Origin of the sequence: Armatimonas sp., assembly GCF_043757465.1 — a bacterium.
In the GTDB taxonomy this organism is placed as follows: Bacteria; Armatimonadota; Armatimonadia; order Armatimonadales; family Armatimonadaceae; genus Armatimonas.
Genome location: NZ_JAYVPL010000164.1, coordinates 17,538 through 38,013 on the forward strand (window position 1 = coordinate 17,538; position 20,476 = coordinate 38,013).

The following is a 20,476-nucleotide window of genomic DNA, read 5'->3' on the forward strand; positions in this document are numbered from 1 at the left end:
ACACACATGGATTCCAAAGTCGTTCTCAATCCGACCGTAGGTATGTTGGCGACCGTTCGAAACCGGCGGGGTTTGGTTAGTGCAGTAGAGCCGTTCGATGGCCCCACTGGTCGGCTCCACTTGACGACAGTAGAGTACTTGGATGTGGAGGGAGAGCCCGAGGAGAACTTAGTCTGGGAGCGGGAGCCAGGAGCCCGTCTGCTGGAGCCTGCGGCGCTACCGAGCCTGGAGCGGGCACCGATGCTTCCTGCGGATGCGGATGCACTGGTGCGAGCGACGCGGTGGACGGCGCTCTCTCCCTATCTTGATCCCGATGGCGCAGACGGCCCTCTGACACGTATGCCGGTCTCCTCACCGTTTCATGGGGCGATCCAGGTCGAAGACTTTCAGCTCGTGCCGCTGCTCAAGGCACTGCGCATGCCACGCATCGCGCTGATGATCGCCGATGATGTGGGGCTTGGAAAGACCATCGAAGCGGGGCTGGTGCTCAGTGAGCTGCTCCTGAGGCGGCGGATTCGGCGGGTGCTGATTCTTAGCCCGGCGTCGCTGCGGGTGCAGTGGCAGCAGGAGATGGACGAGAAGTTCTCGCTCAGCTTCGATGTGGTGGACCGTGATCAGACCCACCAGCTCCGCAAGAATCTCGGCCTGGATGCCAACCCTTGGCGCACCTTTCCGCGCATCATCACGAGCTACCACTACCTGAAGCAACCCGATGTGCTGGAGTCGTTTCTGGCGGCTTGCCGGATGCCAGACGGCTCAACCCATCTGCCCTGGGACTTGCTGATTGTGGATGAGGTGCATAACCTCTCCCCCGCGCCGTTCGGGGCAGATAGTGAGCTAACCAAGATGCTACGGCTCCTCGCGCCGCACTTCGAGCACCGCATCTTTCTCTCCGCCACACCACACAATGGACACACGCGCTCGTTCACGGGCCTCTTGGAGCTGCTCGATCCCGTGCGCTTTACCCAGACCAGCGAGATCAGTCCCGCAGAACGGCTACGCGTCGAGGATGTCCTGGTGAGGCGACTAAAGTCTGAGATCAACCAGCGGTCAAACCCGCCTCGATTCTGTGAGCGTTTCTTGACGGCGGTGCCGCTCTCGCTTCACCCAAGTGAGCAAGCACTCTCGGTGGCGTTTCAAGCGTTTCGGGGGAAGGTGCGCTCACTGGTGGCGCAGTCCGTGCGGCGTGAGCAGCTCGCCGGGGCGTTTGCAGTCGAGATCCTGGGCAAGCGCCTGCTCTCCTGCCCCTATGCCTTTGCGGATTCTTGGAGGCGCTACCGGCAGGGTCTGGAGCTAGAAGAAGCCGCCGACGCAGATGAGGTACAGGCCGCTGGTCGCAGTGCCGAGGAAGAGACGGGCGATGACCGTGAGGCGGAGAGCCGCCGGGGTCATGCAGTGCAGATCGTGGGAGCGTGGCTCCGTCCCATGGCGGTGCAGCTACAGAGTGAGTCAGCAATGGTAGAGCGGGCGCTGGAGGCACTTGGTCTGGAGCGCGATGGGACGATGCCTTTGGTAGATGCTCGCTTCGAGGCGCTCTGTGCGCTGATTGACAAGCATCTACGGCCTAACGGGGCATGGAGCGACACCGAGCGACTGGTGATCTTCACAGAGTACAAGACGACGCTAGACTACTTAGTGAGTCGCCTCAATCAGCGCTACAAAGAGCCGGGGAGGCTCGTGACACTCTTTGGTGGGATGGACGACAATGAGCGCTCCGCCGTGAAGCTGGCCTTCAACGACCCAGCCAGCGCCGTGCGCATCCTGATCGGCACCGATGCCGCCGCTGAGGGCTTGAACCTCCAGGCCACAGCCCGCTACCTACTGCACTTCGATGTGCCCTGGAACCCGTCCCGGCTGGAGCAACGCAACGGGCGTCTGGATCGCCATGGGCAGTCTCGTGATGTGGGGGTTTTTCACTTCGACACACAGGATGATGCCGATCTGAAGTTTCTCGGTGTGGTCGTGCGGAAGGTGAACTCGATTCGTAGTGACTTAGGTTCGGCGGGTGAGGTCTTTGACACCGCTTTCCAGCGACGCTTTATCCAGAACGAGTCTGCGGCTAACGTGGAGATAGACCTAGACAGTGCCCTTGCCCTTGTGCACGACCGAACGGAGATCCTGCGCTCAGCGGCGAAGGCTCCTATCAGCGAGGCGGGCGAGGCCAAGCGGCTGGAGGCACTCGCGGCGGAACTGGACCTCACACCACAGACGCTCTCGGAGACTCTGGAGACGGCGCTGGCGGCCAGCGGTGGGCGACCACGCTTTGATACCGACACGAGCGACCCACGCCGAGTGCGCCTGCGCCACCCGATCCCGTCGGATTGGAACGCACTTATTGATACCTGCCTGCGCCGTGGGGGAACTGCCAAGACGCCCGGAGCCTTGCCCGCGCTGGTCTTCGATCCCGCGTACTATCTGGAGACCATCAACGGACGACCGATCTTCCGCACGGTGAAAGACACGGCGCTCCTGCACTTGGCCCACCCGCTCTACCACCGGGCGCTGGCCTCGTTTGCTCGCCTACGGTTTCCGGGCGGGGGCAGCGAGGAAAAGGCGACGCGGTGGACGGTGCGCCGTGGTGGGGTTCCGCCTGGCTGTGATGCACTGATCCTGCTCACGGTCGAGGAGGTGGCGGTCAACGAGCTGCGTGAGCGCTTCCACCACTGGGTACATACCCTGCGCCTGCCGATTCGTAATGGCGAGCTGGACGACGCGCTGCCACACCAAGCGGCACGTGTGCTCTATCCTGCCTCCCTGACCTTCGATGCTAGAGATGCGGAGCGGGCTAGAGAGATCTGGGGCGAGGTGGATACCGAGGTACGGGCGCTCTTGCGCGAAGCGGGGAAGCTGCTCACAGAGCGCCTGACGCGGGCGCTTCAGGACGATGGCAAAGCGGCAACCCGTGAGGAACAGGAGCGCTTCCAGAGCCGCCAAGGCGAGCTCTCCGCCATGATTCAGCAGCAGACTCTCCAGCGCTTGGAGCGGGAGATCGCGGAGATGAATGCGCAGATGGCAAGTCTCAAGGCACAGCCGACACTCTTTGGAGAAGATGAGCGTGTGGGGCAGATCGCCAAGACCCAGGCGGAAAAGGAAGAGGAGCTGAAGCGGCGCAAGGAGCGCTACGAGGAGCTGCGGGAACTGCTCGCTCGTGAGCGCAAGCGCATTGTCGAGGGCGTACTTCCGAAGCGTTTCGCACTGCGAGGCGAGGCGCGGGTCTTTCCTGTGACCGTGGAGATTCGCCTGCCTGAGGGAGGCCGCTGATGCAAGAAAAAGGCTTCTGGTGGGCATCGCTACGGCATGGCGGTCTTCTGATCGCCCCGGCCCGTGTGCTGGATCGCTTCCCTGATGAGGCAGCGCCACCGCCTCTGCGCTCGGATCATGTCGAGAACCTGCGCCGCTTGCTGGTGAAGCCAGGGGCGCAGACAGAGCTGCTGACTCTTGTGCTGGAGCGCGTGCTGGGTCTGAACCCGACAGCAGGGGGCAACTGGAACAAGCAGCCCGACACGAGTTTTTCGCACGCCGCTCTGACAGGCGAGATCGTTCGGCCACGTCGTGTCTGGAAGAGTGCGAGTGGTGCGCTCCTGCCGGTCTTTGTGGACGACACACCGCGTCTCGGGATTGGGCGGGGACGGCGAGCGGTGAGCCGGGTGACGGAGTGGTTGCGCCAAGCGGGCCAGCCGGTGGCTCTGCTCACGAACCACGCACAGTGGCGGATTGTCGCGGCGGGGCTGGACTGGGATGCCTGGGCAGAGTCCGATGCGTCGCTGTGGTTTGAGGAAGGGAAGCCGGGGCCACAGCTCGAAGCCCTGCGTCGCTTGCTAGGGCCGAAGGCGCTTGAGGGCACGCTCGTCACGGCGATCCAGGACTCCCGGCGCGGGCAGGCCGAGCTCTCCGCCGAGCTGGGTGAGCGCGTCCGGCGGGCGGTGGAGCTTCTCATCCAGAGCCACGGCGAGGCGCTGACAAAAGCCGACCTCGCGCCGCGCGACATTTACCTTGCTGCAACTCGGATCATCATGCGGATGGTAGTGGCGCTCTTTGCCGAGGCGCGGGACTTGCTGCCCCGTGACAACCCGATCTACCACGGCTCCTATGGGCTTCAGGGCTTGCGTGAGTCGCTGGAGCGGGTTGGCTCCGAGGAGCGCCTGCGCCACCGGCACGCCGCCTGGCCGCGCGTCATCGCGCTCTTCTCGCTGATCTACCACGGCTCCCACCATCCCTTGCTGAGTGTGCCTGCCTACGGTGGCGGGCTCTTCACCCCAGGAAAGCCAGAGGGAGAGGGAGTCTCTCGTGTGCTGGCAGTCTTTGAGAACCCGGAGCACGCGCCCGGCGATGATGTGGTCTCGCGTCTGCTGGAGCTGCTGTGCAAGAGCCGCGTGAAAGTGCGCCAAGGGGGCGGCAGTGTCTGGGTGCCGACGCCCGTGGACTTCTCCGACCTCTCCAGCGAGTACATCGGGATTCTCTACGAGGGACTGCTGGACTACGAGCTACGCTGCGCCGAGGAACCGGTGGTCTTTGTGGGAATTGGGGACGAGCCCGCGCTTCCGCTCTCACGCTTGGAGGGCATGGACGATAAGACGCTGACGGCGCTACTTAAGGAGTTCAAGAAGAAGAACAAGGCGGCGGCGGGCGGCGACGAGGAAGAGGCAAGCGCGGAGGTTGAGGAAACCGAGGCAGAGGAAGAGGACGCCGAGGGCGATGAAACCGAAATGCCCGAGCCTGACGAAGAGGAAGTTCTCAGCGCAGATGACGCCCGCAAGGCAGCACGTGATCGAGCGCGGCAGTGGGCGCTTCGTGCGGTGCAGGCGGACGGCAAGAAGCCCAAAGCACGACGCGGCAGTGCGGCGCAGCTCGCACTGGGCGGGGGCGAAGACCCGCAGACCGCCAAGGCTGCTGATGCACTCCTGCGGCGCGTGATCCTGCCCGGTGAGTGGTTCCTGGTGCGCTGGGGCGGCACGCGCAAGGGCGCGGGGACGTTCTACACACGCCCCGCACTCGCTGTCCCAACCGTGCAACGCACCCTGCGCCCACTTGCTTACGACGGCGAGATCCCCCGCTCCCCCGAAGCAATCCTTGCGCTCAAGGTCTGTGACACGTCCATGGGAAGCGCCTCGTTCCTGGTGGCAGCGCTGGGCTTTCTCTCCACGGCGCTCTGGAGCAGTCTGTTTCATCACGGCTGGCTGGTGCGCGACGAAGCGGCAAACCGGCTTGTCGCCCCGGAGCAAGATAGCCGCCCCGCATGGTTCCAGCAGACCCTCACCGGGCTTCCCATAGATGCCGACCTCGCCGAAACCTATGTCCGCTCGCGCCTGAAGCGCCATGTGGTGGAGCGGTGCCTCTACGGCGTTGACCTCGACCCGCTGGCGGTGGAGCTGGGACGCCTGGCGCTCTGGGTGGAGACGATGGATCGGGAGCTGCCTTTTGAGTTCCTCGATCACAAGCTACAAAACGGCAACGGCCTCATCGGGTGCTGGTTCGACCGCTTCCGTGACTACCCCGCGCTGGCCTGGTCGCGGCAGACGGGCGATAAGGCGACCGACGAGGCGCTGAAGAAGTATGTCGAGGAGACACTGCGCCCCGCACTGACGAAGTGGATCACGGGACAGGTGAGTAGCGAGGATACGGCTGCCACGCAGAAGCCCGAAGCCGTCCACGCCGCCGCCCGCACCGCGCTGGAAGGCATGCACGATACGTCGCTCTGGGACGTGAACCAGCAAGAGCGCACGTGGGCCACTCTCCGCTCCGACGCCGCACAAACCGCCCTGCGGCGCGCCTTCGACACCTGGTGCGCCCTCTGGTTCTGGCCGACCGACCGCCTCGACGACGCGCCGCTCCCCGGAGCCGCTCCGTCGTTCGATGAGACTGTCGCCGCGCTCACCGAGCAGCACCACTTCTTTCACTGGGAGCTGGCGTTTCCCGATGTGTTCCAGCGGGCAGGGAGTGGCTTCGACGCCATCCTCGGCAATCCCCCGTGGGAGGTACAGAAACCTAACTCGAAAGAGTTCTTCTCTAATATTGATCCGCTCTACCGCGCTTATGGCAAGCAAGAAGCTCTCAAGCGCCAGCAGGAGCTTTTCGCCGCGACTCCACAGATCGAGCGCGACTGGCTGACCTACAATGCGAACCTCAAGTCGCTCTCCAACTGGGTAAAGAACGGCGGCTATCCCTTCGGCGACCCGCTCACGGAAGCCGGGAAGTTCTCGTTTGGGAAGAAGAAAGAAAACGACGCGCTGCACGGCGGCTGGCGACAGCGGCGAGCCAAGCGCACAGGCTACACCGACCCGCGTCACCCGTTTATCCATCAGGGCAGCGCCGACGTGAACACCTACAAGCTGTTTTTAGAGCTGGCACACGCGCTTCTCCAAGACGGCGGACGCCTAGGTATGATCGTCCCGGCAAATATCTACACCGACAAAGGCGCGGGCGACTTGCGCCGCCTGTTCCTCAACCACTGCCGCTGGCACTGGCTCTTCGGTTTCGAGAACCGTGAGAAGATCTTCGATATTGATAGCCGCTTCAAGTTCTGTCCACTCATCATCGAGAAGGGCGGCACGACCGAGGCGATCCAGACCGCGTTCATGCAGCGAAGTCTTTCCGACTGGGAAAACGCCGAGCGCCACGCCTTCGCCTATCCTAAGTCCCTCGTCGAGCGCTTCAGCCCGTCCACGCACTCCATTCTCGAAATCCGCTCCGAGCGTGACCGGCGGGCACTTGAGAAACTCTACGACGGCTCCGTGCTCCTCGGCGACGAAACCGCAGACGGCTGGGGCATCCAATACGCTCGTGAGTTCGACATGACCAACGACTCCAAGCTCTTCCCGCCGCTGGAACAGTGGATCGCCAAAGGCTACCAGCGCGACGAGTACGGACGCTGGCTAAAATTTCGACAGACACGAATCTCAAGCGGTATGGAAGGCGTGATCCGTCTTGGCAACGGCGAGTACGTCCACGAAGACGACATCGAAGACATCGCCCTTCCGCTCTACGAAGGCCGCATGATCGGGCAGTTTGATTTCAGCCAGAAAGGGTGGGTAAGTGGCAAAGGTCGTGGCTCCGTTTGGCAAGACATTCCATTCAAGCGGAAAGTCATTGAGCCGCAGTACTTGATGGGTAGAGAAACCGCATACGCCTCAATGCCACAAACTGCAAAAGTTGCATTCATGGACATTTGTTCAGCGACTAACGCGAGAACGATGTACGCTACGTTCCACTCTTCTGTACCGTTTGGTCACTCCGCTCCCGTACTATATTTACCCTTTGGAGATACCGTTCGGACGCTTGCTTTTTTGGCTGTCTGCAACTCATTTTCCTTAGACAATCTACTCCGCCTCCGTGTGGGTGGACTACACCTCACACTCAACTACTTACAGGAAACAGGCTATACCGCAATCAGCAGCACACAGGCATCTATAATCAGTGTCCCTGCTGCTCAATTGGCAATTCCTGATCTATGGTTTGCTTCCGACTGGCTTCGCCTACGCAAAGCCACACCCACCATTGGGGAAATCCCCTGGCGTCGCCTCTGGGCACTCACCGACCACGAACGCCTCCGCCTTCGCTGCGTCCTCGATGCCGCCGTCGCGCTCCTCTACGGCCTCGACCAGGGCGACCTCGCGTGGATTCTCCGCGACTGTGACCACCCACTTGCCCAGTCCACCAGCATCGCCTTCACGCGCCAGCTCGACCCCAAAGGCTTCTGGCGCGTGGACAAGGAAAAAGACCCGGAGCTACGCCACACCGTCCTCAGCCTTGTCGCCTTCGCCGACCTCCTCAAACGCGTCGAGAGCGCAGGCGGCAGCCACGACGACGCCCTCGCCGCTTTCTGCGCCGACCCCGACGACGGCGGCTGGGAGCTTCCCGAAACCCTGCGCCTCACCGACCACAACCTCGGCCACGACGAACGTGCCACCAAGTACCAACCCGTCCGCGAGCGCCTCGGCGAGCGCTTCCACGACGGGCAAACGACCCAAGACCCCGCCGAATCCTGGGCAGAGTGCGAGCGCCACGCCCGCAACCTGCTAGGCCACGACGGCTACGCCGAACTCCTGAGCGAGCTCGCAGGCGAGAGCACCACAACCCCACCGCCCGCCACCGACGGGCGCGGCCAGACGGCGCTGTTTGGGGGGCAAGGGGCGCTGGAATTTTGACGGAGGAGATTTATGGGGTAGAATCCAATAGTATTGGTAACGTTGTAATGAGTACTTTCGCATCTCCGCATTTTGACGAATATCGAAAAGGGCATCCTGCCCGCGAATCAAATCCGCGAACAGGAGAACCTGCTGATGCACTTGAAAACAAATCTCCACATCCGGAAATATCTTCGCTGACAGAGGCACCAACAACTGTAACGGTGTCCGGCTCCTGGACGGATGAAGCCACAAAACACCTCTGGCTGATCGGAACCGACGATGTTCGGGTCGCGCTGGAGCACGGCGAACTGGGGAAGAGCTGTGGGCGTGGCAAGCTGGCGCATACGAACCTATTTGGTAATATCCCTGCACACAGTGGTGGTGAGCTCTGGTTTCGCGGCAGCGAGCATATTTGGCTCAACGGCGGATCGGGCCGCTACCCCGCACGTAGCCCAGAAGAGTTAGAAGCGAGTGTAGATGGCTTTCGCGAGGCAGGATACAAAGTTTGTTGCTTCGGGTGGGATAACGTAAGAAAAGCGCCAGCCCGTGTTCTCTTGGAAGGAGCCGAAGGATGGAAATAGCATCTTCGCTTCTCGACGCCATTTTTGGAGAGGACAGCAATGGTTCTACGCCAGAAGAACGAGCACAAACATCCTCTCAGATTTTTGTACGCAGTACCCATGAACTATCCTTTTTTGTTCCTGGAGCTACCGGGACAACGTTCACTGCGAAACAAGCACTTAACCTTTTTGGGATTCACCGTCTTATCGAAATAGTAGAAGATGGAAGCGCAATTTTCACACGAAATACCAAGGAGCCTTTCGCAACAATAAAGAAACGACGAGAAAGTCTTGGATTAGATGGTAATGCAAAGCTAATTGCAAAAAAAGCTAAAGTTACGGAAAAAGAAGTTTTTGAGTCAGAGAATCCGCTTGCTCGACTTCATATTCGTACTTTAGAGAAAATTGCCAGGGAACTCGGATTAGACCCAAATAAGCTCAGTGTTGTCCCTGGCGCTGGCGGTGATCCTGTCCTTGGGGTTCGTCTCAAATCATGGAGCGATTCTCCTGGAAGGTTACCCGCTCGAAGTATCGCTGCTTTTTCTGAAGCCGCATGGGTCATTGAGACTCAGGTTGCATTGCAGCGACTGTTGGAACCACAGTTTCAAATACCTACATTTGAACCTACATTCAACTATGGGAATTCTGAAAGACCAGTGTATAGGATAGCTGATGATCTTTCACAGCGAACCCGCAGCACAATAGGACTCTCATCTATAGAAGCTATTACTTCACTGAGGGACATTTGTCACCGTTTACGTATTCCTCTGATCAATCAAGAATTGGCCCCCGAAATTGCAGGAGCAACTATTGAGTCAAATGGAGCACGCGGTATTATCGTAAATACGAGAGGGAAAAATGAAAATTCCTTAGTGCGACGTGCAACTATAGCTCACGAGTTAGGGCATCTTTTGTGGGATCCATCGCAAAAACTTAAAGGCATTACAATAGACAAATATGGTTATATAGAGTCATTGAAATCACCACGTTCGACACAGCCAGATTATCTTATTGAGGCTCGTGCGAATGCTTTTGCAATAGAACTTATTGCTCCGAAAGAAAGTCTGCGGAGTATCTATAGTCGTAATAATGATATTAACGATGTGATGCTTCACTTTGGTATAAGCGCTTCAGCAGCTAAATATCATATTTGGAATGCGTTTAATCGCCAAATAGATTTACCCGTATCTGAGGACATTGATAATGGCATAGCCAATGAATGGCGTGGTGCAGAACGATTTGAAGATGATCAGCCCCCAATTCCTGAGACTCCACAGTCTCGCCGTGGTTACTTCTCGGTATATGTTGTAATGGCTCAACGTGCAGGCTGGCTAACCGAACAAACAGCAGCAGATTATCTGATGACCGATGAAGAAACCTACCGAGCAAAATCACAGGAAATTCTTGACCTATTCCCTGAAGTCTGACGAATGCTGACTCTGTTGTGGCTCTGAACCCTGTTGCCCACACCGCGTACCCTTTCTCAAATCCCACAAAAAATCCTCGAAGAGTTCGAGGAAGAAGAGTAAGGAAAAGATAATGAGAAACGTCCTAGTTCGTGTCTACAACGGAGACGGCACATCTGCCAAAGGTGTCCGAGTCAGCCTTTGGATATATCAGTTCCTCGCAAGCGGTAGCAAAGAGGGCTACACCAACAGCGATGGTGAGGTTGAGTTTGACCTCGATATTGATTCTGGAGCAGAGATCTCAATCAGTGTGGAAGGAACCGAATACATCCGGCGGGGGGCGGTTCGCGGATCGTACCGAATCCAACTGTAGTTGCCCCTGACTCACGAAACCAGGTGGCGCGATTTTGGGGACAGAGGGCACTGGAGTTTTCAGATATAATGCCTCTGGAGAATGCTCATGCCTGATTCATCTACTATTCCTGAGGAAGTCACTGATTTCGACACTCTACTGGATGCCGCAAGCGACCGGATAGAGGCAGAAACCGCGACGCTTCGGGAACGTAATCGCCGCTTGGAGAGCCTGCTTACCGAGAAGACTGCGTTGGTTCAGAGCCTGGAGACCACCTGGAAGACCGCACAGCACCGCCGTAAGCGCATTGATGCCGAGATCGCCCGGCTGCTTCAGGCCGCATGATCTCGGCCCGACTGCGGCGAACCATACGCTCTCTCTACGGAGGTCGGTGTGGCTACTGTGGTGTCTCCGAAGAGGAGGTCGGCGCAGAACTGACCCTGGATCACTTTCAGCCACAGACAGCACAAGGCACTGATGCTCTGGAAAACCTCGTCTACTGCTGCCCTGCCTGCAATGCCTTTAAGAGCGACTACTGGCCCAGCGACCCTGCCCTACGCCTGCTTCATCCCCTGAACGACGACTTGGGGGTACACCTGCGCCAGGAAACCGACGGACGGCTCACCGCCCTCACCGAAGCAGGAGAGCGCCAGATCGAGCGGCTTCACCTCAACCGTGCTCCCCTGGTTCGGCACCGACTCCGTATCCAGGAGCGCCGCCTGGAGCAACATGCCCAAGCCGAACTCCGCCGTGAGCTTGCCCAGATCTCCCAGCGGCTCCAACGCCTGGAAGAGCGCTTTTCCTAAGTTTTGCGAGAAGATAGCAAAGAAAAGGGCTTCAGCCTGCTAAAACAGTAGATAATTGACATTTCAAGGTAAGCTAATAGCAACGAAATGATTATCGACTTCACCGTTGAAAACTACGGCCCCTTCCGCGACAGGAGCACTTTGAGCCTAATCGCAGCTCCTAACCGGGGCAAGGCCGACCAGGAGCTAGAGCGCGCCAACGTCATTCCCGTCAATGACCGACTGAGCCTGCTTCGAGCCGCCGCCCTCTATGGCCCCAATGCAAGTGGCAAATCGCGTCTGATCGAAGCCTTCAGCGATTTCCGCGAAGCGATTCTCGCCTCCAGTGATAGTGATTTCCACTTCGAGATATACCCCTTCCAGCTCAACACCAGCGCGATGGAGAAACCCGTGGTGCTGGAGCTACGCTTCTTGCTGGAAGGAATCCCCTATCGGTACGGATTCTCCGTCAAGGAAGAGACAGTGGCTGCGGAGTGGCTCTACGTCTCTCGCTCTGCCTGGGAAACGACCCTCTTCGAGCGAGAAGGCAGCACCGTAGAGCGCAACCGCAGCTTTCGTGAAGGCACCGCTTTCCTGGAAGGAAATACTCTCACCAATCCTGAGGCGCTCTTTCTGACACAGTGTAGTAAAAGCCGTGGGGGCGAACTTTCCAAAGCCATTGTCGCCTTTATGCGTGATAGAACAGACGCAATCTCAGGCTTGCATGAGGAGGGGCTACGTCGCTTTACCATCGAGAGCCTTGAAAAAGGCCACTACCGCGAAGAGATTCTGAAGCTCATCAAGGAAGCGGATGTCGGCATTTCAAACCTCAGACTTGCCGAAGAGGATGAGGCAAAAAACTTACTGGATACCGTCAAGCGATCAGAAAATCAGGGCGAGCAAATCATTAGCGATCTGCGTCTCCAAGCAGAGCATCCCGTCTTCGATGCGGGCAACAAACAAATCGGCAAGATGGAGTTCCCGTTTGCACTTGCGGAATCTCAAGGCACTCAGAAACTCTTTGCTTTCGCTGGCCCTATCCTCGATACCTTACACAAAGGCAATACGCTTTTCGTGGATGAGATCGATGCCAAGCTCCATCCTCTTCTCACCCGCGCCATTATCAGCCTCTTCCAGTCGGAAGAAACCAACCCTCATGGAGCACAGCTCGTTTTTGTGACGCACGATACCAACTTGCTCCACAGTAATTCGTTCCGCCGCGATCAGATATGGTTCACCGAGAAAGACCGCTACGGTGCATCACAGCTCTACTCTTTGGCCGAGTTCAAGAAAACAGAGCGCAAGGGAGCTGATCTGGAAAGAGACTATATTGACGGACGCTTCGGGGCGATTCCCTTCCTAGGAGACTGGTCTCGCCTTCTGGAGGAAACACCCGCTAAGTCTGAGGGCAGCAATTAGATGCCCAAGCGCCCTGCACCAACTCGACAAGAACGAGGGGGACGCCCAACGCGCACAGAGGGGAAGAGCATCTTGATCCTTTCTGATGGCACAGAGACCGAACCAAACTACTTCAATGGACTCAAACGCGCCTGGCGGCTGTCTGCTCTCAAGGTGCCAAACCGTCCTCTGGGCCAAGCCAAACAAGTAATAGCAGAGGCAATCAAACAACGACAGGAGCACGATGAAGTCTGGTGCGTCGTGGATAAAGACGACCTAGACTCAACAACCTTTGATACGGCCATCGGGCAGGCTACGGGGAACGTTTACGCCGCTTGGTCGAATGAGTCCTTTGAACTCTGGTTCGTGCTGCACTACACCAATGCGCCTGCACGGGGTGTCAATGCGCGTGATCGCTACATCAAGCAGCTAGATCGCCTAATGCCCACCAGTTACAACAAGGTGGCAGACCACTGGACAACACTAGAGCCATTGCTCGCCACGGCTCTTCAGAACGCAGACACGCTCATGACAGGCTACACCAGTGGAGAATCACCTTCAGCTTGCTGCCCTGGCACCCGCGTCCAAGACCTGATTCGCACGCTTCAAGCGGAGCGAGAAGCACGAGGATAACCAACTATGGCCCTGAACCCTGTTGCCTACACGGAGAAGATCGTCCGTGGTTTCCTGAAGTACCAGCTCACCGCGTACCCCTTCTCCGACCCCACGCTCTACGCCCAGATGCGCGAGTTGCTCTCTCTGGAGCATACACGTGAGACGCCGCTACTCAAGGGGCCATATGTCAGCCTCTCCCGTGCGTTTCGTCCCGGCGCATCGTTCAAGACACTCGCTGGAGAGGGACTGGCGCACCCGCTTCTGGAGACACTCCACCCCTACCCGACGCTCTACTCCCACCAAGAGAAAGCCTTCCGGTCTATCGGTGCAGGGAAGACGACCCTCGTCTCAACGGGCACTGGTTCGGGCAAGACCGAGGCGTTTCTCTATCCCATTCTTTCCCGTTGCCTGAAGCTCCGCGATGAGAACGCCGAGCCGGGCATCGTCGCCGTGCTGGTCTATCCCATGAATGCCTTGGCTGAAGACCAGCTCCAGCGCCTACGTGGGCTTCTCACCGGAACCGGCATCACGTTTGGGATGTACGTCGGCAAAACCCCCGAGAGAAGCGATCAGGTGACGGGTACACGGCTCACGGCGGGGGCATCCCAGGCAACCTATCAGGCGGCACTGAAGAAGGCACAAGACGAGAAACGCAATGTCGTGATCCACCCCCTGGAAGAGCGCCCCTCGCGCCAGGAGCTACGTGAGAACCCGCCGCGCATTCTCCTCACCAACGTCAAGCAGCTAGAGCTGCTCCTGACCCGCACAACCGATGTCGAACTCTTTACCAATGCGCGACTGGAGTATCTGGTCTTTGACGAAGCCCACACCTACAGCGGAGCTGTGGGAGCAGAGACCGCCTGCCTCATCCGTCGCCTACGCACCTTCTGTGGCCGGAGCGCCGACGAAACCACCTGCGTCGCCACCTCCGCCACTATCGCCGATCCCGAGCGCGGCATCGAGGCCGGACGCGACTTTGCCGCACGTTTCTTTGGGGTCGAGCGTGAGAGCGTCACCCTGATCGGCGAAGAGTATGAATCTGATGTCTGGTCGCCGCACCGCCAGATTCCCCTTGCGCCGCCGGGCGATTCCAACGACCACCTCCAAGCCGTCCTCGCCGCTGTAGACACGCCCAACGCAGCCCAGGCTGTTCCCGCAGCCTACCAAGCCATGACCGGCACGATACTCTCCTCAGATGGCTGGGAAGAGGCACTGCACGCAGATCTATCGCGCAACCAGATCGTCTACCAGCTCGCCGATATTCTCAAGAAGCCCCTGTCCCTGGAAGACCTCGTGGACGGCCTACGAGGACGAATCGGACGACGAATACCTGAGAGCGAGATTCTCGCTTGGCTCGCGCTGGGCGCAGCAGCACGCCAAGACGCACGCCCTCTCTTGCGCCCCGTGATGCACGGCTTCGTCCGTGGGGTCAGTGGTGCCGTCGTTACCTTCCCCTTGGTGGGTGAGAGTGTTCGCCTGCACCTCTCCGCTGAAGACGCTCTGAGAAACAGCGGTGACGAAGGAAGTGCGCGTCTGCCCATCTTGACCTGCAACACCTGCGGCCAGCACTACTTCGAGCATCACGCCGCCGACTTCTCCTTCACCAAGGACATGCCCGGAGGCGGGCAGCTCAAAGGGACGCAGCGCTACTGGCAGTCACAAGAAAGCAGTCTAGGGGGCAAGCGCCTTGTTCTCACCAATCGGCTCCTTGCAACGCTCGACGAGGACGACGAGGCAGAAGAATCGGACAAGCTCGCGGAGGTGTTTCTGTGTCGCGTCTGTGGAACGCTCCATGAGACTGCTTTCTCTTCTTGCGCCTCCTGCGGCCACGACGAGCCGCCCGTGCGCCTGCTCGCGGTCGCCCAGAACCCAGCGTTCCCTGGCAAGCTCGCACGCTGCGTCTCCTGCGGCTCACCAGGAGCGCCTCGTGGTGGCAACTACCGTGAACCCGCCCGCCCCGTGCGTGCCGTCGCTGTCGCCGATGTCCATATCCTCGCCCAGGAGATGATCCACCATGCCGAGCGCCCGCGCCTGTTGGTTTTTGCCGACAACCGTCAGGACGCTGCGTTCCAGGCTGGCTGGATGCGTGATCACGCCCGCCGCTTCCGATTCCGCGCTTTGATGATGGAGCGCATCCAAAAGAGCGCACTCTCCATCGGCGACCTGACCGCCTACCTGGAGCGCTACTTAGACAGCGACCCCGAGCTCTCCGAAGCCCTGATCCCCGAAGTCTGGCAGGTAGCAAAGCCCACCGCAACCGGCCTAGAGCATGCCAACCAGCGACGGCGCTACCTACGCATTCAGATCCTGCGCGAGCTGACCACCAGTCTCAAAGACCGCCGTGGTCTGGAGCCGCTGGGTCGGCTTCGCATCGACTACCACCAGCTCACACCAGAGGTGCCCTTTATCGCTAACTGGTCAACCCAACTCTATCTCAACCCAGAGCGCCTCCGTGATGGCATCGCTGCTCTACTGGACCGCTTCCGCCGCGGCTTCTACCTACTCGATCCGGAGACGAAAGTATTCTCTCACTTCTGGCTAGACGGCGACTTCGAGATTCAGCGGGGCTATCTCCCCAAGCTCAAGGGTATCCCCAAGGGCCTCAAGCTGGAGAAGGGTAGCAACACAGAAAAGCACCTCACCTACTGGCTTGGCTCCAGCGGAGATACCGTCGTGCGCCAGGCAGTGCGCGGCTGGGGCGTTCCGAAAGACGACCAGGAAGAGTTCATCCGTCAGCTCTGGCAGACACTCAGCACGGAGCTGAAGCTACTCAAGCCCGTGACACTTGCGGGGGCAAAAGGCAACGCACTCCCCAACTGCCCCGGTGCCTACCAGATCGACGCGGACCAATTGCTTCTGGCTCCCTCCGTCGGCGTCTGGCGCTGTAAGAAATGCCGCCGTGCTCAGGTTCGACCAACACCGGAAGACAAGTGTATGGCCTGGCGCTGTGACGGTACTCTGGCCTTTGAGGGTGAAAACCCGGATCACTACGACCTTGGGATGCTCGATGGCGGCGTGCGCATGCTCCGCCCAAAAGAGCACTCGGCCCAAGTTCCTCACAAAGACCGGGAAAAGATTGAGAGCCAGTTCAAGGCGGAAACGGGCGAGGCGATAAACACCCTTGTCTGCACCCCAACCCTGGAGCTGGGCGTGGATATCGGTGCCCTGGATACTGTTCTCATGCGCAATGTGCCTCCGCTCCCCGCTAACTACTGGCAACGAGCGGGCCGGGCTGGGCGGCGGCACCGCATGGCGGTCAATCTCACCTACGCTCGCACCACGAGCCACGACCTCGCGTACTTTACTGAACCATTGAAGATGCTAGAGGGTCGTGTCGAGCCGCCGCGCTTCAACCTCCGCAACGAGCTCATGGTCGCAAAACACGTCCATGCCACCGTCTTCACGCGCCTCAACCAGCGTCTCAAAGATACCACTCTGACGCCTAATGAGCGCGCCGAGATGGCGGAAGTCATCGTCACGGCCATTCCCAAGCAGGTACGTCTCTACCTCTTCGAGGACAGTGGGCGTGTGCGTGAGAAGCCCTACGATGTCGCTGCGTTCGGTACGCTTCTCCAGACCCACCGGGCGGACTTACTGAACTACATCACCCGTACCTTCGAGCAGGGCTGGCCTGCTGAGGATGCCGACACGGTCACTGCCGAGCGGCTCGCCGCCTGCCTCGATAATATGTGTGCTGAGCTTCAGCGGGTCGTTGCTACGCTCCACAAGCGCCTACACTGGTGCTTGGGGCAGATGCGGCGCTTGGACAGCCAGCGAGCCGTACAAGGAACCCTGAAGCCCGACGAAGACGCGCTCTTCCGCCGCTGTGATCGCTTGGTTAAGCGGCTCAAGGGCGAAGCGCGGCAAGCACGCAACCAGGCGCAGGGCTACGACGATACCAATACTTTCGCGGCGCTGGCAGCCGAGGGCTTTTTGCCGGGCTACGGCCTGGAGATAGGGAGCATTCTAGGAACGGCCCTCCTTGCACAGTCGTCCCCTGGTGAGAGCGACTTTGAGCTACCCCGGCCAAACGCGATGGCACTGCGTGAGTATGTTCCAGGAAACCTGATCTATGCTAATGGACATCGTTTTGTCCCACGCTACTTCCACCTAGAAGCCCAGGACGCCTCCCTCGGCTTTCAAGTCGATCCCATTAACCAGACCGTTCAGGAAGTGGGCACAGTCACGCAAGGCGGCGCGGCCACTCTCACCACCACGATGTTCCCGGCGCTTCCCATTTGCGATGTGGATCTAGCACATGTCTCGCATATCGGGGACGATGAAGACTTCCGCTTCCAGCTCGGGGTGGATGTCTATGGCCACGAGCGCAACCGGCACGAAGGGGGCAATGCCTACCAGTGGGGTGAGCGCACGCTCCATCTAAGGCGCGGCGTCCACCTGCGCCTAGTCAATGTCGGTCCTTCATCGCTCGTGGCGAACGGCGCACTGGGCTACCCTGTCTGCCAGGTCTGTGGTCAGAGCCGCTCACCGTTCTCCTCAACTACCGAGCAAGACCACTTCAAGACAGATCATGAGACCCGCTGTGGTCGTCCCATAGAGCATGTCGGATTCTACGCAGATTTGGTCGCAGATACTCTCTCCCTGCCCGAGTGTGCCACCCGTGAAGAAGCCTACTCTCTTGCGGAAGCCCTTCGTATCGGTGCGTCCCTGGTGCTAGAGATGGATCGGGAAGACCTCGATATTCTGGTGATCGGACAGCCTGGTAGCGACCAAGCCACTGCGCTCCTCTTTGACCCTATGCCCGGTGGCTCAGGATTGTTAGAGCAGCTCACGACGCGATTTGCCGAAGTTATTCTCGCGGCAAGCACCGTTGCCGGAAGCTGTCCTGGTAGCTGTGAACGCTCCTGCATTGACTGCTTCCAAACCTTCCGCAATGCCTACTTCCATAAGCACCTCAACCGGAAGCTTGTCTGCCAGAAGCTGGAGCAGTGGGGACGTGCTCTCACCCTGAGCCACGCCATTCCCCCGAAGACCCCTACTATTGCGCCGACAGGGACGGAGCTACCCGTAAATACCGCCGAGGCTCGCCTGCGTCTACTGCTAGAGAAGGCAGGTTTCCCGGAAGCAGACTGGCACAAGCAAATTCAGCTAGGACACCCCTTAGGCTCTACGTCTCCCGACTGCTTCTACCCTGATGAGGACGGCGGCCCGGGAACCTGTCTCTACCTCGATGGCCTCAGCAAGCACATCCATGGAAACAAAGTAACTCAGGAGAAAGATCGAAATATCCGTGAGGAACTCGATAACCGGGGCTATACAGTCCTACGCATTTTGGCCACCGACCTCTGGGATAAAGAGAAGATGCGTCTCCACTTTGTGAAGCTCGGCAAGGTACTAGTTGGCAAGGAGCAGGCGAAGAAAACCGGCGAGGATACCACCTGGTTCGAAGATTAGGGGCCTCAGCCAGCCGCATACTCCAGCTCTGTAACCGCTCTCTCGTACTCCGCTATGAGGGAGACCAGGTCGCCGCTCCGGTGAATATCAGCCAAAATGCTTCGCGTGTTCGCGAGCTTATCGGCACAGGAAACCAGCCAGATAGACTTCCTTACGCTGCTGCCAGCCCGCATGCTTGTGGTAGAGGGAGTCGAAAAGTCCTTTAACTTGATCTCTGTTCCAGACGTACCCCCGCTGGAATTCGGGAAGAGCCATATGGCCGCTATCGATGTGATCGAGAATCGTAGATATTTTCATGAGTTACAGCAATGGCTCAATTATAGCGGAAGAATTGCCACCGCCCGCTCTCTATCCGGAAATAAGGCCGTAGGCGAGCATACGAATCACCGCCAGCTTCTCCTCGGGACTCTCCTCTCCCTCAACCACCTCCAGCAGCCAGCTTCCCAGCTCTGTCCGGCTCAGTTTTCGCAGCTTCACCGGCGGCCCCCAGACTCCACCTTTTTCTCGTAGTAGCAGCGCCTCGATGTCCGCCCGCCGCACCCGCACCGTCCGATGCCCCAGCTTCGTGGCAGGAATCTTACCCAGGCGCACCTGGTCGCGCACTGTATGCTCTGAGAGCTTCAGCATCTCCGCCGCCTCTTTGATCGTCAACCAATCTTCCATAGCCAACCCCCTAGCCCCCGTCCGACGGGGGGACATACTTGTCTTGGGCCGGGGCTTCGCGCCCCGGCCCCACTTACTTATTCGCTGATTACCTCGCCGCGAAACACGCGGTTCTGCCCCGTGATGTGCAGCAAGAGCACCTCCAGCCGTGGCGGTGACCACCAAAGCACAGAGACCGCCCACACGCCCGAATGCAAGCGCATCAGTTCTTCCAAAACCTCACGCGGTGGCCGAGGCTGATACACCTCTGGGCAAGGCTCCGGCACATACTCCGCCCGATCTTCATGCACCAGCACTTCCAGACCACCGGGCCGAAGCTCCCAAGCGGCACGGCACGCCAAGCACACCCGGAACGTACGCCACTGACCATCAGAACAAAGCGTACCGGCCAAGATAAGCTGATCCTCGGTAGCGCACAGATCACACGCCACCCCGAGTAACTTACCCAAACTCGGACTTGGGGCCGCCCCTTTCGGGGCGGCGAGAGAAGCCGGGGCGCTCACAGAGAAGCCCCCGCAGGAATCCGAACTCGGCGACGCTGCAAGTACCACTGAGCCGTACCAGAGATACGCACCTGAGGAGAAGCCGGGACAGGGGCAACGATGGCGGCTTTAGCCGCTTCCAAGAGCCGCACCCGCTCCGCTTCTTCTTCGGCGCGGTTCAGGAGCAAAGGCACCATGAGCGCGTGCTTACAGACCAGAGGATCAATCTGAAGCCCGAGATCAAACGCCTGCCCATTCACACGATCCAGCCTTTGCTGATCCGGGCAGGAGCAGCGCCTCGTTTCGCGGCAGACCACGTACTGGGCCTGCGCCACAGCACCGGTTTTGGGATCTGCGACAACCGGAGCGATGATGGTGACAGACTCAGAGCGCACTTCCCCGAGTGCATAGAGATACCAGCCCTGCGCGGCGCGAGCTTCGCGCATTTCCCGCTGTGTAGCGACATGAGACAGCAGCGTGTTACAATCTAAATTGGTAGCCATTTTGGTGGCTTCCTTTCCGAGCGCCGGGGTTTGTTTTCGACGACCACCCCCGGCGCTTTTCCCATTTCTGGGTGATTAGTCGGGCAGTGCCCGCCACTAATAGTATACCCCAAAAGTGACCATAGTCAAACATTTGTTCTATTATTTAATAACTTATTTTAGATCTAATAG

At 59.1% G+C, this 20,476-nt stretch carries 14 protein-coding genes; 10 read left to right on the forward strand and 4 right to left on the reverse strand.

Translation table 11 applies throughout. From position 1 onward, the window contains the following. The first annotated feature begins 6 nt into the window (after nucleotides 1–6). The 10 genes from drmD (at nucleotide 7) to ACH2ED_RS23585 (ending at nucleotide 18,657) form a co-directional block, all read left to right on the forward strand. Nucleotides 7–3,261, forward strand: coding sequence for a DISARM system SNF2-like helicase DrmD (drmD, locus tag ACH2ED_RS23540; protein ID WP_395095195.1), 3,255 nt, complete (start codon nucleotides 7–9; stop codon nucleotides 3,259–3,261). Next, a complete protein-coding gene (locus ACH2ED_RS23545) occupies nucleotides 3,261–8,144 on the forward strand; it encodes an Eco57I restriction-modification methylase domain-containing protein (RefSeq protein WP_395095196.1) in 4,884 nt (1,627 codons plus the stop codon). Before drmD ends, ACH2ED_RS23545 begins: the two co-directional genes overlap by 1 nt. Nucleotides 8,145–8,191: 47 nt before the next feature. Then, complete coding sequence (locus ACH2ED_RS23550; RefSeq protein WP_395095197.1) at nucleotides 8,192–8,707, forward strand: hypothetical protein; 516 nt, start codon at nucleotides 8,192–8,194, stop codon at nucleotides 8,705–8,707. Further along, nucleotides 8,698–10,113 carry an ImmA/IrrE family metallo-endopeptidase gene (locus ACH2ED_RS23555; protein ID WP_395095198.1) on the forward strand — a complete coding sequence of 472 codons (1,416 nt, stop codon included), beginning with the start codon at nucleotides 8,698–8,700 and terminating at the stop codon, nucleotides 10,111–10,113. The genes ACH2ED_RS23550 and ACH2ED_RS23555 overlap by 10 nt, the downstream gene beginning before the upstream one ends. A gap of 112 nt (nucleotides 10,114–10,225) precedes the next feature. Next, nucleotides 10,226–10,465 carry a hypothetical protein gene (locus tag ACH2ED_RS23560; RefSeq protein ID WP_395095199.1) on the forward strand — a complete coding sequence of 80 codons (240 nt, stop codon included), beginning with the start codon at nucleotides 10,226–10,228 and terminating at the stop codon, nucleotides 10,463–10,465. 87 nt (nucleotides 10,466–10,552) lie between these two features. Continuing rightward, a complete protein-coding gene (locus ACH2ED_RS23565; protein ID WP_395095200.1) occupies nucleotides 10,553–10,789 on the forward strand; it encodes a hypothetical protein in 237 nt (78 codons plus the stop codon). Continuing rightward, entirely contained in the window at nucleotides 10,786–11,250 is a 465-nt protein-coding gene (locus ACH2ED_RS23570) for an HNH endonuclease (protein ID WP_395095201.1), read from the forward strand. Before ACH2ED_RS23565 ends, ACH2ED_RS23570 begins: the two co-directional genes overlap by 4 nt. 87 nt (nucleotides 11,251–11,337) lie before the next feature. After that, nucleotides 11,338–12,648 (forward strand): ATP/GTP-binding protein, encoded by a 1,311-nt coding sequence (locus ACH2ED_RS23575; protein ID WP_395095202.1) that lies wholly within the window; start codon nucleotides 11,338–11,340, stop codon nucleotides 12,646–12,648. A gap of 72 nt (nucleotides 12,649–12,720) precedes the next feature. Continuing rightward, nucleotides 12,721–13,260, forward strand: coding sequence for an RloB family protein (locus ACH2ED_RS23580; protein WP_395095203.1), 540 nt, complete (start codon nucleotides 12,721–12,723; stop codon nucleotides 13,258–13,260). 6 nt (nucleotides 13,261–13,266) lie between these two features. Continuing rightward, the gene (locus tag ACH2ED_RS23585) at nucleotides 13,267–18,657 is read left to right on the forward strand and encodes a DEAD/DEAH box helicase (RefSeq protein WP_395095204.1); all 5,391 of its coding nucleotides are present in this window, start codon (nucleotides 13,267–13,269) and stop codon (nucleotides 18,655–18,657) included. A gap of 117 nt (nucleotides 18,658–18,774) precedes the next feature. Here the strand turns inward: ACH2ED_RS23585 and ACH2ED_RS23590 are convergent, their stop codons facing one another. The 4 genes from ACH2ED_RS23590 to ACH2ED_RS23605 form a co-directional block, all read right to left on the reverse strand. Continuing rightward, complete coding sequence (locus tag ACH2ED_RS23590; RefSeq protein WP_395095205.1) at nucleotides 18,775–18,954, reverse strand: DUF262 domain-containing protein; 180 nt, start codon at nucleotides 18,952–18,954, stop codon at nucleotides 18,775–18,777. A gap of 51 nt (nucleotides 18,955–19,005) precedes the next feature. After that, the gene (locus ACH2ED_RS23595; RefSeq protein ID WP_395095206.1) at nucleotides 19,006–19,320 is read right to left on the reverse strand and encodes a helix-turn-helix domain-containing protein; all 315 of its coding nucleotides are present in this window, start codon (nucleotides 19,318–19,320) and stop codon (nucleotides 19,006–19,008) included. Between the two features lie 77 nt (nucleotides 19,321–19,397). Beyond that, complete coding sequence (locus tag ACH2ED_RS23600) at nucleotides 19,398–19,823, reverse strand: hypothetical protein (protein ID WP_395095207.1); 426 nt, start codon at nucleotides 19,821–19,823, stop codon at nucleotides 19,398–19,400. Then, nucleotides 19,820–20,248: a hypothetical protein gene (locus tag ACH2ED_RS23605; protein WP_395095208.1), complete on the reverse strand. Its 429-nt coding sequence runs from the start codon at nucleotides 20,246–20,248 to the stop codon at nucleotides 19,820–19,822. The genes ACH2ED_RS23600 and ACH2ED_RS23605 overlap by 4 nt, the downstream gene beginning before the upstream one ends. Between the last annotated feature and the right edge of the window lie 228 nt (nucleotides 20,249–20,476).

Excerpts from the sequence above, each read along its gene's own strand:
- ACH2ED_RS23585 (WP_395095204.1), top strand. The coding sequence starts at position 13,267 with ATGGCCCTGAACCCTGTTGCCTACACGGAGAAGATCGTCCGTGGTTTC.
- ACH2ED_RS23555 (WP_395095198.1), top strand. The coding sequence starts at position 8,698 with ATGGAAATAGCATCTTCGCTTCTCGACGCCATTTTTGGAGAGGACAGC.
- ACH2ED_RS23550 (WP_395095197.1), top strand. The coding sequence starts at position 8,192 with ATGAGTACTTTCGCATCTCCGCATTTTGACGAATATCGAAAAGGGCAT.
- ACH2ED_RS23575 (WP_395095202.1), top strand. The coding sequence starts at position 11,338 with ATGATTATCGACTTCACCGTTGAAAACTACGGCCCCTTCCGCGACAGG.
- ACH2ED_RS23560 (WP_395095199.1), top strand. The coding sequence starts at position 10,226 with ATGAGAAACGTCCTAGTTCGTGTCTACAACGGAGACGGCACATCTGCC.
- ACH2ED_RS23570 (WP_395095201.1), top strand. The coding sequence starts at position 10,786 with ATGATCTCGGCCCGACTGCGGCGAACCATACGCTCTCTCTACGGAGGT.
- ACH2ED_RS23565 (WP_395095200.1), top strand. The coding sequence starts at position 10,553 with ATGCCTGATTCATCTACTATTCCTGAGGAAGTCACTGATTTCGACACT.
- ACH2ED_RS23595 (WP_395095206.1), bottom strand. The coding sequence starts at position 19,320 with ATGGAAGATTGGTTGACGATCAAAGAGGCGGCGGAGATGCTGAAGCTC.
- ACH2ED_RS23590 (WP_395095205.1), bottom strand. The coding sequence starts at position 18,954 with ATGAAAATATCTACGATTCTCGATCACATCGATAGCGGCCATATGGCT.
- ACH2ED_RS23605 (WP_395095208.1), bottom strand. The coding sequence starts at position 20,248 with ATGCGCGAAGCTCGCGCCGCGCAGGGCTGGTATCTCTATGCACTCGGG.
- drmD (WP_395095195.1), top strand. The coding sequence starts at position 7 with ATGGATTCCAAAGTCGTTCTCAATCCGACCGTAGGTATGTTGGCGACC.
- ACH2ED_RS23545 (WP_395095196.1), top strand. The coding sequence starts at position 3,261 with ATGCAAGAAAAAGGCTTCTGGTGGGCATCGCTACGGCATGGCGGTCTT.